This window comes from Streptomyces sp. NPDC002144, assembly GCF_053593695.1.
Window position 1 is genome coordinate 26078 of sequence record NZ_JBSFDB010000027.1, and the last position, 13566, is coordinate 39643.

Consider the following 13566-nt stretch of genomic DNA (forward strand, 5'->3'; position numbering starts at 1 on the left):
AGGCAACTGTGGTCACCGTCGACGTAGCACTGCACCGACAGCGGGCCGAGCAGGTTCTGCCGCGCCCACGCCTCGTCATCGGCGGCAAGGAGCTGTCCGACACCAGCGGCGGGCTCTTCGAGCACGTCAACCCGGCGACCGGTCTCGTCCAGGCCGAGATCCCGCTCGCGGGCCCCGGCGAGGTGGACCAGGCCGTCGCCGCGGCCCGGACCGCGTTCGAGGTCTGGGGCGGCATGCGGCCGGCCGAGCGGCGCCGTCTGCTCACCCGCTTCGCACAGCTGATCCGGGACCACATTCCCGACTTCGCGGCGATCTGCCCGCTGGAGAACGGCGTCTGCGTCGGCGGCTGGGCCGAGAACGTCGGAACGCACATCGCCGAGTGGACCGAGTACTACGCGGGCTGGGCCGACAAGATCGAGGGCATGGTCGGCGCGGCCCACAGCCCCCACGAGAACGTCGAGTACACCCTGGCCGAGCCGTACGGCGTGATCGGTCACATCATCACCTGGAACTCTCCCGCGCTGTCCCTGGCGATGAAGGTCCCGCCCTCGCTCGCCGCCGGCAACACCGTGGTGATCAAGCCGGCCGAGTCCACCCCGTTCTCCGCGCTGCTCTTCGCCGACCTGGCCCGTGAGGCGGGCATCCCCGACGGCGTGATCAACGTCGTCACCGGCCTCGGCGAGGCCGGATCGGCCCTGGTCACGCACCCCGGCGTGGACAAGATCTCCTTCACCGGCGGCCCCGCCACCGCGCGCCGCATCATGGCCGACGCGGCGCTCAGCCTCAAGCCCGTCCTGTTCGAACTCGGCGGCAAGTCCGCCAACCTGCTCTTCGCCGACACCGACCTCGACACCGTCGTGCCGTACTGCGCGGCCTTCGCCATGAGCAACACCGGCCAGGGCTGCGCACTGCCCACCCGCCTGCTGGTGGAGCGGCCGATCTACGACGAGGTGGTCGCCCGGGTCACCGGGGTGGTCGCCCATCTCCCCGTGGGCGACCCGCTCGACCCGACGACCTACATCGGGCCCCTGATCAACGCAGCCGCCCGCGACCGCGTCCGGGGCGTGATCGACAGGGCGGTGCAGGACGGCGCGGGACGGCTGGTGTACGGCGGTGAACGCATCGACGCCGACGGCTGGTTCGTCTCCCCGACCGTCTTCGCCGACGTCGACAACAGGAGCGACCTCGCCCAGCGGGAGATCTTCGGTCCCGTCCTCGCCCTCACCCCGTTCGACACCGAGGACGAGGCGGTCGCCCTCGCCAACGACACCGAGTACGGCCTGTCCGCCTATGTCCAGTCCCGCGACATCGCCCGCGTGAACCGCCTGGTGCCGCGCCTGAAGGCCGGCACGGTGTACGTCAACCCCGGCCCGAACCCGATCACCTCGCCGGCCACGCCCTTCGGGGGCGTCGGCCTCAGCGGGTTCGGGCGGGAGGGCGGCAGGGCCGGACTGGAGGAGTTCATCCACGTCAAGGGCGTCGGCGTCGGCCGCGTCTGACGAGATCCCACAGGAGCGAACCACCGTGAATCCCGCCCGCCGCCTGACGTTCGGCGACCTCATCCGCGAGCACCGCAGGTCCTACCCCGACGGTGTCGCCCTCGTCGACGGCGACATCCGGCTGACCTGGCCGCAGCTCGACGAGCGCACCAACCGCCTCGCCAACGCCCTCACCGAGGCGGGCGTCGGCCCCGGCGACCGCATCCTGTGGCTGGGCCAGAACTCCTTCCGCATCTGGGAGCTGCTCGGTGCCGCCGCGAAGACCGGTGCCATGGTCTGCCCCGGCTACTGGCGCTGGGCCGCCCCCGAAATGGCCTTCGCCGTCGAGGACTTCGACCCGCGGGTCATCGTCTGGCAGGACGAGGAGATCGGCGACACCGTCGGCAAGGCGCGGGCCGAACTCGGCAGTGACCACCGGGCGTTGTGGCTGCGGCACGACACCGAGGGGCCCGACTCGTACGAGTCCTTCCTGGCCGCCGGTTCACCCGAGGACCCGGATGCCGACGTCGATCCCGACGCGGCGCTGCTCGTCATCTACACCGCGGCGATCTCCGGACGCCAGTCCGGCTCGATGCTCTCGCACCGCAACCTCCTCGCCATGGGCGCGGGCGCCGCCTGGATGGGGGACATCGGCACGGAGACCGCCTTCCTCGGCGCCGGGCCCATGTTCCACATCGGCAACTACCAGTTCTGGGGCGTCCCGGCCTTCGTCCACGGCGGCAAGAACGTCATCGTGCGCCGGGTCGTCGCCGACGAGCTGCTGCCGTTGCTGGCCGCCGAGAAGTGCACCCACGCCTATCTGATGCCGCCGACCATCGCGCAGCTCGTCGCGCTGAACCGCGAGGCCGGGCACGACCTCTCGCATCTGCGGGCGAGCGTCGCCGCCCCCCTGTGGCAGGGCACCGTGCCCACCGACACCAGCCGCTTCACCCGCAACGGCGGTGGCGAGGGCCGTGGTTACGGGCAGACCGAGGTGACCGGCTTCGCCGTGACGGGCGCCTACGGCGGTACGGGCACCGGCAACGCGGGACGCCCCGGCCCCGGCACCGCCGTACGCGTCCTCGACAGCACCGGCGCGGAGTGCGCGACCGGGGTGGCCGGTGAGATCTGCGTCCGCGGGGACCTCGTGCACCTCGGCTACTGGAACCGGCCGGAGATCAACGAGGAGCGCTTCCGCTTCGGCTGGTGGCACACCACCGACCTCGGCCGCCGCGAGGCCGACGGCACGATCAGCTTCCTCGGCACGACCACCCGCATGCTCAAGTCGGCCGCCGAGAACATCTTCCCCGCCGAGGTGGAGAACTGCATCGAGTCCCATCCGGCGGTGAAGGAGGCCGCCGTGATCGGCGTGCCCAACGAGCGCTGGGCGCAGGACGTCAAGGCCGTCGTGGTGCTGCACGCCGACGCCGGACCGGTCACCGCCGAGGACGTGGTCGAGCACTGCCGGGCGCGGATCGCCTCGTACAAGAAGCCCAAGACGGTGGAGTTCCTCGACGCGCTGCCCCGCACCAAGGACTTCGCGAAGGACTACGAGGCGCTCGACGAGCGCTTCGGAGGCGGCGGTTACCCGGGCGGCGACACGCTCGGCGCGGGACGGTGAACCCCGCGGACCGCCGCCGGCCGGTCGTCGTCGGCGTGTACGCCACCGAACAGGCGCTGTCCCTCCCGGACCGGGACGCCATGGACCTCGCGCTCGAAGCGGTGAGCGGCGCGCTCGTGGACGCCGGGCTGGCGCCGTCGGACGTCGACGGCGCCCAGGTCGACTGGCCCGGCCCCGGCGGTGTGCCCGGCGAGGGCAGCTCCTGGGCGCGCATGTTCGGCCGGGACCTGAGCTGGACCAGCGACTCGATGCTCGACAACGCGGGCTCGCGCGGCCTGCTGAAGGCGGCGGCGGCCGTGCGGGCGGGGTTCGCCGACACCGTCGTGGTCGGCGGCTGCAAGCTGGTCTCGCGGGGGACCGGCCCCGTCGGGGCCGGGGTGGCCCTGGAGTTCGCGGACGTGTGGGGCAGTTATGTCGTCGCCCAGTTCGCCCTGGTGGCCGCCCGGCACATGCACGAGTACGGCACGACCTCCCGCCAGCTCGCCGAGGTCGCCGCCACCATCCGCAACAACGGCACCACCAACCCGGAGGCGATGATGTACGGGCGTGGCCCGTACACCGCCGACGACGTGCTCGCCTCCCGCATGGTGGCCACGCCCTTCCATCTGCTGGACTGCTGCATCGTCGGCGAGGGCGGCGCGGCGCTCGTCGTGACCACCGCCGAGCGGGCCCGGGACCTGCCGCACCCGCCCGTCGCCGTCCTCGGCGGCGGCATGCAGTACCACCAGGCCGCGTACGCGAACCCGGCGCTGTACCGGGAGGTCGGCGGGCTCGGGCGGCAGGCCGCCGAGCGCGCCTACGCGATGGCCGGCATCGGCCCGCACGACGTGGACGTCTTCTCCCTCTACGACCCCAACTCCTTCGAGATCATCCGCCAGTTGGAGATCCTCGGCCTGTGCGGCGAGGGCGAGGGCGGCCCGCTGGCCGCGAGCGGCGCCATCGCCGTCGGCGGCAAGCACCCGGTCAACCCGGACGGCGGCTGCCTGGCGTACGCCTGGAACGGCACCCAGCAGATGACCCTCAAAGTCGTCGAAGCGGTACGGCAGTTGCGCGGCACGGCCGTGCACCAGGTGGAGGGCGCGGAGCTGGCGGTCGTCGGCAACGCCGGTTCGGGGGCGCAGCACTACGAGATGAGCGTGCTGGGGAGGATGCGATGAGCCGGCCCGTACCCGTCCCGACGCCGCTGTCCCGGCCGTTCTGGGAGGCGGCCCGGCGCGGCGAGCTGGTCGTCCCGCACTGCCCGACCTGCGGTCTGCGCTTCTTCGTCCCCGAACCCGCCTGCCCCGGCTGCATGGCGCGCGACTGGCGGTACGCGCCCAGCGCGGGCCGGGGAACCGTCTACTCGGTGACCGTCGTCCACCGCGCACCCGGACCCGGCTTCGACACCCCGTTCGCGCTGGCCGTGATCGACCTCGACGACGGGGCCACCCTGCTGGCGCACGTGGACGCGGGCGACCCCGGGGACGTCGTCATCGGACTGCGCGTCCACGTGGAATTCCGCGCCCTCACCGACGAGATCACGTTGCCGTACTTCGTACCGGAGAACCGGCCGTCCCCGTCGATCACAGAATGACTGCCAGCTCGTCATAATTTAAACACTGATTGCTCTCAGTGTATTTGGTTAGCGGTTTCCGGCGATAGCATCACCCGCATCGCGGGCACCGCTGGGGTGACCCGCCTCTGTGAGCATCGCTGAGGACCTGAAGTGGCAGTGCATGCGCGAGCGTCGAAGAGACAGGGCGGCAGGCGGGAACCCGGAGCCGAACGGCAGCCGGCGCTGCGTACGGTCCTGCTCGTCCTGGCCCTGGTGCCCATCGTGACCCTGGTGGCGCTGTGGGCGGTCGACTCCGCGCAGCTCTACAGCGACTGGCGGCGCCAGCAGGACCGCAACGACGTGTCCACACAGGCCGCCCGGCCGGTCCTGGGCGCCTTCTTCTCCCTGCAGGAGGAACGCCGGCTCAGCGAGGCGGCCCTGGCCGACCCCGCCGCGTTCCAGCAGCAGCTGCGCGCGCAGCGGGCCCGTACCGACGCGGCCGTCAAGGCCGTCGACGCGCTGCCCGGCAGCGGGTGGAACGCGCCGGCCGACATCCGCGGCGACGTCGTCGACCTGAGCAGGGCCCTGCGGAACCTGGCCGACTACCGCGCGGGCGTGGACGGGCGGACCTCCTCGCCGCAGCAGACGTTCGACCGCTACACGGGTCTGGTCTCCCTGCACCTGAAGGTGTTCAACACGCTCAGCACCGTCGGTCTGCCCGGCATCGACCACCTCGTCCGCCCGGTCATCGACGAGGACTGGGGCATGGAGATGATCTCGCGGCAGGACGCGCTGCTCACCCGGGCCTCGGTCACCGGCAGGCTCTCCGGGACCGACCGGGCACAGCTCGCCGCCTTGATCGGCGCCCAGCAGTTCATCTTCGACGACAAGGTCGTGCCGCTGCTCTCGGACGACGAGGCGCGGCAGTTCCGCGAGCTCATGGCGGGCAGCGGGTGGAAGAAGAAGACCGCCGTCGAACAGGCCGTGCTCGCGGACTCCGCCTCCGGAAAGGACTCGGACCCGTTCTCCAAGGGGCTCGGCCGGACCTGGCGCGACAGCGTCCAGCAGGTCACCGCGGGGCTTCAGCAGCGCAACGCCGCCTACGCCAAGACCCTGACGGCCGCCACGGACAAGCAGTTGCGGGCGATGGAGACCCGGCTGATCGTCACCAGCGTCAGCAACGCCGTCGCCGTGTTCGTGGTCGCCCTGATCACCGTCCTGTTCACCCGCGTGCTGCGCCGCCGGATCTCCGCCCTGCGCACCGCGGCACTGGACCTGCAGAGCCGGCTGCCGGACGTGGTGGACCGCATGCGCCGGGGCGAGGTCGTCGACCCGGACGCCGAACTCCCGGCGATCCGGCACAGCGGCGACGAGCTCGGGCAGCTGGGCCAGGCCCTCAACCTCGCCCGGCACACCGCCCTCGACACCACGGTGGCCCAGGTGGGCCAGCTCCACGGATTCGAGAAGCTGCTGCAGCGCATCGCCCGCCGTACCCAGCTGCTCATCGGCCTGCAGATGAAGAAACTCAGCGAACTGGAACGCAAGCACGAGGACCCCGAGGTGCTGGAGGACCTGTTCGACCTCGACCACCTCACCGCGAGGCTGCGCCGCTACGAGGAGAACCTGGTCATCCTCGGCGGCGGCCAGCCCCAACGGCGCTGGCGCAAGCCGGTGCTGGTGCTGGACGTGCTGCGCTCCGCCCAGAGCGAGGTGCAGGACTACCGGCGGATCCAGATCGAGGTGCAGGGCCGGGTCTGGCTGTCCGAGCGTGCCGTCGGTCTCGTCATCCACGTCCTGGCCGAACTCATGGAGAACGCGGTGGGCTTCTCCCGGCCGCCGACCCCGGTGGAGGTGTACGCCGCCCGGGTCGGGCGCGGTCTCGCGGTGGAGATCGAGGACCGCGGGGTGGGCATGGACGAGGCGCAGTACGAGGCGGTCAACCGGATGATGGCCGACCCGCCCCGCATGGACGTGATGTCGCGGGCCGACGACGTCAGGCTCGGGCTGTACGTCGTCGCCCGGCTGGCGCAGGGCCTCGGTATCCAGGTGGACCTGCGGCCCTCGGCGTTCGGCGGGACCCGGGTGGTCGTCCTCATCCCCGACGAACTGGTCGTCGTCGACGCCTCCGGGCCGCCGGAGGAGACCGTGGGTTCCTGGCCGCCGGCGCCCCTCCCGGCCGCGTCGGCCTTCGAGGCCGTACCGGATCCTGCGCAGGGCCCGGACCCGGGCGCGCACCGGCCGGTCGCGGACGGCGTACCGTCCGGCCCGGCTGCCCTGCGGGACATGCCGCGTGCCCATCCCGGGGGGCGGCAGCCGGGCGCACCGGGCACGAACGGCGGACCGGGCACGAACGGCGGACCGGGCACGAACGGCGGACCGGGCACGGGCGGCCCACCACGGAGGCGTCTGCCCTCCCAGCCGTTCGGCCCGCCCCCCGGCCACGCGGCACCGGACCCGTCCGGCGCGCAGGCCAGGTCCGTCGCCCCCGGCGTGGTGCAACCGCTGCCCAAACGCGTGCGCCAGGCCAGCCTCGTCGATGAGTTGCGCGACCCGGGCGCCGCAGCCCGGGAGCGACCCGAGGAGCGGGAGGCGGGCCCCAGGCCCACGCCGGCCCGTTCCGGCGCCACCGTCGGCGCCTTCCAACGCCAGTCCCGTATGGCCAGGAGTGCGAGTCCCCCAGCCCTCGGCCCCGCAGACACCTTGCCGACCCGCAGAAGTTTCCCGACGGAAGACTGACCATGACACTGCGTACGACCGCCACTCATCAGGATCTCGACTGGCTGCTGGACGGCCTCGTCGAACAGGTTCCGGGCACCCGGCACGCCATCGTGCTGTCCGACGACGGTCTGGTGGTGAGCCAGTCCAGCACCATCGCCCGTGGCGACGCGGAGCGCCTCGCCGCCGTGGCGACCGGCCAGCAGAGCCTGGCCCGCGGGGTCGGGACGCTCTTCGACGGCGGGCCGGTGCACCAGGTGATCGTCGAGCTGGCCGACCTGTGGCTGTTCGTCTCCGCCGCGGGCCAGGGCACACATCTGGCCGTCGTCGCCTCCCAGGAGGTGGACGCCGAACTGATGGCCGTGGCCATGCACACCCTCATGCAGCAGGTGGGCCGGCGCCTCGGCGCGGAGGCACGCGTCGTCATGCCCAGCGTCGAGGGCGGTGTACGTGAGTGAGCCACTGGACGGACGGCATGGAGGCGGACGACGCGGACACCCAGTCCGTCCGGCCCTACACGATCACCCAGGGCCGCACCGCCCCCGCCCGTGACGACCTGACCCTCATCACGCTCGTGACCACCGTCGAGCCGGAGGCTCCCGGCCGGTCCTCGCGCGGTCTGCAACCCGAGCACCGCGCCATCCTGCGGCAGTGCCGCACGCCGGCGGCGGTGGCCGAGATCGCCTCCGCGCTGGATCTGCCGATCTCGGTGGCGAAGATTCTGATCGACGACCTGGTGGCCCTCGGCAGGGTGGCCACCCGTCCGCCGCTCGCAGTCGCGGCAGGAAGCACCATGGACATGAACCTACTTCGGGCGGTGAGGGATGGCCTCCGCAGACTTTGACCTCGCCCCGCGCACCCTGGGCGCGGCTCCCGCGGCCGTCAAGATCCTCGTGGCCGGCGGCTTCGGCGTCGGCAAGACGACCCTGGTCGGCGCGGTGAGTGAGGTGGCGCCGCTGCGCACCGAGGAGTACCTCACCGTGGCCAGTGTCGGCGTCGACGACGTCGAGGGCGTCGAGCGCAAGTCGACGACCACCGTCGCCATGGACTTCGGCCGCATCATGGTCAGTCCCCGGCTGGTGGTCTACCTCTTCGGCACGCCCGGCCAGGAGCGCTTCTGGTTCATGTGGAACGACCTGGTGCACGGCGCCCTGGGCGCGGTCGTCCTGGCCGACACCCGCAGACTGGAGACCAGCTTCGCCTCCATCGACTTCTTCGAGAGCCGCCGCATCCCCTTCGTGGTCGGTGTCAACTGTTTCCACGGGCGCCGGGACCGCGGTGAGCGGGAGGTACGCGAGGCGCTCGACCTCGATCCCGGCGTCCCGCTGATGATGGGTGACATGCGCGAACGGTCCGTCGGCCGCGATCTGTTGGTGACGCTGGCCGATCACCTCATTCGGACGAACTCGATTACCTAGCTTAAATAGTTATCTAGTTCTAGTATGGGGTCCACCGGGTTGAGGCGCGCCGCGCGCCTGCCGGCCGGACGGAGGTGGTCCCCGCGATGAGTGAGAACGGGAGACGCGGCGGGATCGGCGGCGCCCAGGTCCGGGTCCCCAAGATGGCGGAACTGGTCGCGGCACGGCTGCGCCGCATGATCGTGCGCGGTGAGCTCGTGGAGGGCGACGCGCTGCCGTCCGAGACGGCGCTGATGGAGGAGTTCGCCGTCTCCCGGCCCACCCTGCGCGAGGCGTTCCGGGTGCTGGAGTCGGAGTCGCTGATCGACGTGCGTCGGGGCGCCCGGGGCGGGGCGCGGGTCCAGGTCCCGGAGGGCACGGTGGCCGCCCGCTACGCCGGTCTGGTGCTGGAGTACCGGGGCACGACATTGAAGGACGTGTACGACGCCCGTACGGTGATCGAGGCGCCGTGCGCGGGTCTGCTGGCCGAGCGGCGCACCGACGAGGACCTGCGCAGACTGCGGGCCGCCGTCGCCGGGGCCGAGCGGCTCATGGACGACCCCTCGGCCTTCATCCGCGCCCACATGGAGTTCCACGCCCTGGTCGTGGAACTCGCGGGCAACGAGACGCTCGGCGTCCTCAACGGCATGGTCCGTCACATCATCGACCAGGCGAACTGGTCCCACGTCGACCTCGACGCCGGCAGCCCGGAGAACGTCCGGGCCAACCGCCGGGGCTTCCGCGCCCACGGCGCGCTCGTGGACCTGGTGGCCGCGCGCCGCGCCGAGGCCGCGGAGGAGCTGTGGCGCGTGCATCTGCAGGAGGCGGAGGACTATCTGCTGCAGAGCAGGTCCATGACCACCGTCCTGGACTTGCTCGGCTGACGGTCAGCTCTCGCGCAGCTCCGCCACGATCGGCTCCCACACCTCGGCGCGGGTCTCGTAGGCGGTGTAGAAGGACACGCGGTCGACCAGCGCCCCGTACCGGCGCCGGATCTCGCCCGCCACCCGATCCGGCTCCGCCACCACCGCGAAGGTGTTCAGGACCTCGTCGTCGACGAGCCGGGTCATCGCCTCCCACTTGTCCTCGCGCCGGGAGGTCGACAACGCGTGCAGTTCGTCGCCGAGTTCGCCCCAGCCGTGCAGTTCCAGGACCCCGCGGTAGGCGGGCGTGCTGCCGTAGAAGGCGACCTGGGCGCGGGTGCCGTCGATCGCGCGGGCCATCTCCTCCTCCGTCCCGCCGGTCGCGGTCAGCAGCAGATGGGAGACGGAGAAGTCGGCGCGTGTGCGGCCCGAGGACGCCAGTCCGGCGTCGACGGTCGGCAGGGTGACCTCGCGCAGATACCGCTCGGTGGTGAAGCCGTGGGCGAGCAGACCGTCGGACACCTCGCCCGCGACCCGCGTCATCGCCTCCCCGACGGCGGCCACGAACACCTTGGGCGCGCCGCCGGTGGCGGGCGGCGGGGAGAAGAACGGGGACATCAGCGTGTGCGAGTAGAAGTCGCCGCGGAAGTCCAGCCGTTCGCCCTCGTTCCAGGCGGCCCAGATGGCGCGCAGCGCGCTGACGTACTCCCGCATACGGGCGGCGGGCCGGCTCCACGGCATCGCGAAGCGCCGCTCGATGTGCGGCTTGATCTGGCTGCCCAGGCCGAGCGAGAAGCGCCCGCCGGAGTACGTCTGCAAGTCGTGTGCGGTGTACGCCAGTTGCATGGGGGAGCGGGCGAAGGCCACCGCGATGGCGGTGCCGACCTCCAGCCGGCCGGTGTGCTCGGCGGCCAGCAGCAGGGGCAGGAAGGGGTCGTGTTTGGACTCCGAGGCCCACAGCCCGTCGTATCCCGCCTTCTCGTGATGGCGGGCCTCCTCCACGACCTCCGCCGTGCTCCACACGTTGAGCTTGCCGTCGACCTTCATGCCGCTCCTTCGCCCGCTTCCATGCCGATGCGCTGTGCGAGCAGTTCGCGATGGTACGCGGGATCGCCGAACAGCAGCTGTGACGTCTTGGCCCGCTTCAGATAGAGGTGGGCCGGGTGTTCCCAGGTGAAGCCGATACCGCCGTGGACCTGGATGTTGTCCGCCGTGGCCCGCACACACGCGTCGGAGCAGAACGCCTTGGCCAGGCTCGCCACGGCGGGCAGGTCCGGGGCGTCGTTCTCGGCGGCGAGCAGGGCGTAGTGCGCGGCGGCGCGCGCCGACTCGACCTCCAGCAGGACGTCGGCCAGCAGATGCTTGACGGCCTGGAAGGAGCCGATCGCCCGCCCGAACTGATGGCGGACCTTGGCGTACTCCACCGCCATGTCGAGCGCGCGGGACGCCACCCCGACCTGTTCGGCGGCCAGCGCGACGGCGGCCCGGTCGAGCACCTGGGCGACCAGGTCCCAGCCGTCGCCGTGCGTCCGCAGCCGTGTCGCCGGAACCTCGAGGTACTCCAGGCGGGCCTGCCGGCGGGTCGGGTCCAGGGTGGGCAGCGGCGCACGCGTCAGGCCGGGCGCGTCACCGTCCACCACGAAGACGCCGATCCCGTCGGCGGCCCGCGCCACGGTGAGCACGACATCGGCGGCCGCCCCGTCGAGCACGAAGGTCTTGTGCCCGGTCAGCAGCCAACTGCCGCCGGACGCACGGGCGGTGAGTCCGACCCCCGCCGCGTCCCATCGTGCCGAGTCCTCGGTCAGGGCCAGTGTCGCGACGAGCTCTCCGGCCGCCAGCCCCGGCAGCAGACGCTTGCGGGCCTCCTCGTCGGCGCAGCGCAGCAGCGTGGTGGTCGCCAGGACGGCGGAGGACAGGATGGGCGCGCACAGCAGGGCGCGGCCCGTCTCCTCCATCACCACGCCCATCTCGACCGGCCCGCACCCGGCCCCGCCGTACTCCTCGGGCACGGCGAGCCCCTGCAGGCCCAGCTCCGTGCCCATCCGGCGCCACAGCGCCCGGTCGAAGCCCTCGGGGGTCTCCATCAGACGCCGTACCTCGGTCTCCGGCGAGGTGGCCGCGAGGAACGCCCGCACCGTGCGGCCGAGTTCCTCCTGCTCCTCGCTGAACGCGAAGTCCATCCCGTGCTCCTCTGCGGTTCAGCGGCGGCCGCGTGCGGCGATGATCCGCTCCACGGCGGCGATGTGGTCCGGCGCGTGCATGGTGTCCCGCTCGGCGAGCAGGGCCGGCTCCATCACCGTGTCGAGGGACTGCTCCAGATGCCGGTTGACGGCGCGCTTGGTCTCGCGCAGCGCCTGCGCGGGCAGCGCCGCCAGCCGTCCGGCCAGGTCCATGGCCTCGTCCATGAGCTTGTCCCCGGGCACGGCGCGGTTGGCGATGCCGAGCCGGACCGCGTCCTCGGCGCTCACCCGGTCGCCCAGGAAGAGCAGTTCCTTCGCCCGGGTCAGGCCCACGAGCAGCGGCAGCACGTACGCGCCGCCGTCGCCCGCGACGAGTCCGACCTGGACGTGGGGGTCGGCGACATAGGTGTCGTCGGCGATCAGCACGAGATCGCTGAGCAGGGCGAGGCTGCAACCGAGGCCCACGGCGGGGCCGTTGACCGCCGCGACGACGGGCAGGGGGCAGCGGACCAGGCCGGTGATGATCGCGCGCGCCTCGTCGACCTGCCGCTGCCGGAAGGCGCCGTCGCGCTGGACGCGGGTCATGGTGTCGAGGTTGCCGCCGGCGCTGAACGCCCGGCCGCGCCCCGTCAGGACGATCACCCGTGCCTCCGGATCGGCGGCGAGCTCGTCCCACACCGACGCGAGGCCGGTGTGGAGCTCGTCGCTCATCGCGTTCAGCTGCTCGGGCCGGTTCAGCTCGACCAGCCGGATGGGCCCGACGGCCGTCACCACCAGATCCGTCATCTCCGCCGCCCTCGTCCAGGGGTCCGTCATTAGAGTTGAATGCTATAACTAATTAAGCTTTCTGGAAACCGGGTCGCGGAGTGACGGAGGACGCGCATGCCGCAGCAGGAGTACGAGACCGTACGGGCCGAGCTGGCCGACCGGATCCTCACGGTCACCCTGGACCGGCCGGAGAAGCTCAACGCCTTCAACCCGCGCATGATGCAGGACCTGCTCGACGTCCTGGACGCGGCGGACGCGGACGACGGGGTGCGGGTGATCGTGGTGACCGGCGCCGGACGCGGTTTCTGCGCGGGCGCCGACGTCAGCTCCGGCGGTTCGTCGTTCGACCACCGCAAGGCGGGCGCCTGGCACCGGGACACCGGCGGCCGGGTCGCGCTGCGGATCTTCGCCAGCACCAAGCCGGTCATCGCGGCGATCAACGGCCCGGCGGCGGGCGTGGGGGCCAGCATGACGCTGCCCATGGACATCCGGCTGGCGTCGACCACGGCGAAGTTCGGGTTCGTCTTCGCCCGTCGCGGCATCGTGCCGGAGTCCGCCGCGAGCTGGTTCCTGCCCCGGGCGGTCGGCATGCAGCGGGCCATGGAGTGGGTGGCCACCGGCCGCGTCTTCGGCCCCGAGGAGGCGCTGGCGGCGGGGCTGGTCCGCTCCGTCCACGCACCGGAGGAACTGCTCCCGGCGGCGTACGCGCTGGCCCGGGAGATCGCCGAGAACACCTCGGCCGTCTCCGTCGCCCTGTCCCGCCAGATGATGTGGCGCATGCTCGGCGAGCCCCACCCCATGACCGCGCACCGGCTCGACTCGCGGATCATGAGTCAGATCGGTGGCGGCCCGGACCCCGTCGAGGGTGTCGAGTCGTTCCTCGCCAAGCGGCCGCCCGCCTTCCCCGGCCTGGTGAGCAAGGACATGCCGGCCGTGTACCCCTGGTGGCAGGAGGAGGAGTTCCGGCCGTTCGGGGAGTAGCGGGCCGGCCACACCCTTTACATACCGAC

The 13566-nt window shown here is 72.1% G+C and carries 13 protein-coding genes; 10 read left to right on the forward strand and 3 right to left on the reverse strand.

Features of this window, described 5'->3' with window-relative positions:
* Positions 1 to 8 precede the first annotated feature (8 nt).
* From ACWCQ1_RS33470 to ACWCQ1_RS33510, 9 genes are all read left to right on the forward strand, one after another.
* A complete protein-coding gene (locus tag ACWCQ1_RS33470; RefSeq protein WP_358597120.1) occupies positions 9 to 1499 on the forward strand; it encodes an aldehyde dehydrogenase family protein in 1491 nt (496 codons plus the stop codon).
* A 25-nt stretch (positions 1500 to 1524) separates the two neighbouring features.
* Positions 1525 to 3099, forward strand: a complete 1575-nt coding sequence (locus ACWCQ1_RS33475; RefSeq protein WP_451028074.1) for an AMP-binding protein — start codon at positions 1525 to 1527, stop codon at positions 3097 to 3099.
* Positions 3096 to 4256, forward strand: coding sequence for a thiolase family protein (locus ACWCQ1_RS33480; protein WP_451028075.1), 1161 nt, complete (start codon positions 3096 to 3098; stop codon positions 4254 to 4256). Before ACWCQ1_RS33475 ends, ACWCQ1_RS33480 begins: the two co-directional genes overlap by 4 nt.
* Positions 4253 to 4672, forward strand: a complete 420-nt coding sequence (locus ACWCQ1_RS33485) for a Zn-ribbon domain-containing OB-fold protein (protein ID WP_451028076.1) — start codon at positions 4253 to 4255, stop codon at positions 4670 to 4672. Before ACWCQ1_RS33480 ends, ACWCQ1_RS33485 begins: the two co-directional genes overlap by 4 nt.
* Positions 4673 to 4804: 132 nt before the next feature.
* Positions 4805 to 7369, forward strand: coding sequence for a nitrate- and nitrite sensing domain-containing protein (locus tag ACWCQ1_RS33490; RefSeq protein ID WP_451028077.1), 2565 nt, complete (start codon positions 4805 to 4807; stop codon positions 7367 to 7369).
* 2 nt (positions 7370 to 7371) lie between these two features.
* Positions 7372 to 7806, forward strand: coding sequence for a roadblock/LC7 domain-containing protein (locus ACWCQ1_RS33495; protein WP_358597135.1), 435 nt, complete (start codon positions 7372 to 7374; stop codon positions 7804 to 7806).
* Between the two features lie 17 nt (positions 7807 to 7823).
* Positions 7824 to 8192 carry a DUF742 domain-containing protein gene (locus tag ACWCQ1_RS33500; protein ID WP_451028121.1) on the forward strand — a complete coding sequence of 123 codons (369 nt, stop codon included), beginning with the start codon at positions 7824 to 7826 and terminating at the stop codon, positions 8190 to 8192.
* Positions 8173 to 8766, forward strand: a complete 594-nt coding sequence (locus tag ACWCQ1_RS33505) for a GTP-binding protein (protein ID WP_133048110.1) — start codon at positions 8173 to 8175, stop codon at positions 8764 to 8766. Before ACWCQ1_RS33500 ends, ACWCQ1_RS33505 begins: the two co-directional genes overlap by 20 nt.
* Positions 8767 to 8852: 86 nt before the next feature.
* A complete protein-coding gene (locus tag ACWCQ1_RS33510) occupies positions 8853 to 9629 on the forward strand; it encodes a FadR/GntR family transcriptional regulator (RefSeq protein WP_133048109.1) in 777 nt (258 codons plus the stop codon).
* Between the two features lie 3 nt (positions 9630 to 9632).
* On the opposite strand, the gene ACWCQ1_RS33515 is transcribed toward ACWCQ1_RS33510, so the two are convergent.
* From ACWCQ1_RS33515 to ACWCQ1_RS33525, 3 genes are read right to left on the reverse strand one after another with little or no spacing between them, the layout of a single operon-like run.
* Positions 9633 to 10655, reverse strand: coding sequence for an LLM class F420-dependent oxidoreductase (locus tag ACWCQ1_RS33515; protein WP_451028078.1), 1023 nt, complete (start codon positions 10653 to 10655; stop codon positions 9633 to 9635).
* Positions 10652 to 11788, reverse strand: coding sequence for an acyl-CoA dehydrogenase family protein (locus tag ACWCQ1_RS33520; protein WP_358597141.1), 1137 nt, complete (start codon positions 11786 to 11788; stop codon positions 10652 to 10654). The genes ACWCQ1_RS33515 and ACWCQ1_RS33520 overlap by 4 nt, the downstream gene beginning before the upstream one ends.
* A gap of 18 nt (positions 11789 to 11806) precedes the next feature.
* The gene (locus ACWCQ1_RS33525; RefSeq protein ID WP_358597144.1) at positions 11807 to 12604 is read right to left on the reverse strand and encodes an enoyl-CoA hydratase/isomerase family protein; all 798 of its coding nucleotides are present in this window, start codon (positions 12602 to 12604) and stop codon (positions 11807 to 11809) included.
* A 66-nt stretch (positions 12605 to 12670) separates the two neighbouring features.
* Between ACWCQ1_RS33525 and ACWCQ1_RS33530 the strand changes: the two genes are divergently transcribed.
* Positions 12671 to 13537: a crotonase/enoyl-CoA hydratase family protein gene (locus tag ACWCQ1_RS33530; protein ID WP_358597147.1), complete on the forward strand. Its 867-nt coding sequence runs from the start codon at positions 12671 to 12673 to the stop codon at positions 13535 to 13537.
* Positions 13538 to 13566: the final 29 nt, after the last annotated feature.

Excerpts from the sequence above, each read along its gene's own strand:
- ACWCQ1_RS33500 (WP_451028121.1), top strand. The coding sequence starts at position 7,824 with ATGGAGGCGGACGACGCGGACACCCAGTCCGTCCGGCCCTACACGATC.
- ACWCQ1_RS33485 (WP_451028076.1), top strand. The coding sequence starts at position 4,253 with ATGAGCCGGCCCGTACCCGTCCCGACGCCGCTGTCCCGGCCGTTCTGG.
- ACWCQ1_RS33520 (WP_358597141.1), bottom strand. The coding sequence starts at position 11,788 with ATGGACTTCGCGTTCAGCGAGGAGCAGGAGGAACTCGGCCGCACGGTG.
- ACWCQ1_RS33505 (WP_133048110.1), top strand. The coding sequence starts at position 8,173 with ATGGCCTCCGCAGACTTTGACCTCGCCCCGCGCACCCTGGGCGCGGCT.
- ACWCQ1_RS33525 (WP_358597144.1), bottom strand. The coding sequence starts at position 12,604 with ATGACGGACCCCTGGACGAGGGCGGCGGAGATGACGGATCTGGTGGTG.
- ACWCQ1_RS33495 (WP_358597135.1), top strand. The coding sequence starts at position 7,372 with ATGACACTGCGTACGACCGCCACTCATCAGGATCTCGACTGGCTGCTG.
- ACWCQ1_RS33530 (WP_358597147.1), top strand. The coding sequence starts at position 12,671 with ATGCCGCAGCAGGAGTACGAGACCGTACGGGCCGAGCTGGCCGACCGG.
- ACWCQ1_RS33515 (WP_451028078.1), bottom strand. The coding sequence starts at position 10,655 with ATGAAGGTCGACGGCAAGCTCAACGTGTGGAGCACGGCGGAGGTCGTG.
- ACWCQ1_RS33510 (WP_133048109.1), top strand. The coding sequence starts at position 8,853 with ATGAGTGAGAACGGGAGACGCGGCGGGATCGGCGGCGCCCAGGTCCGG.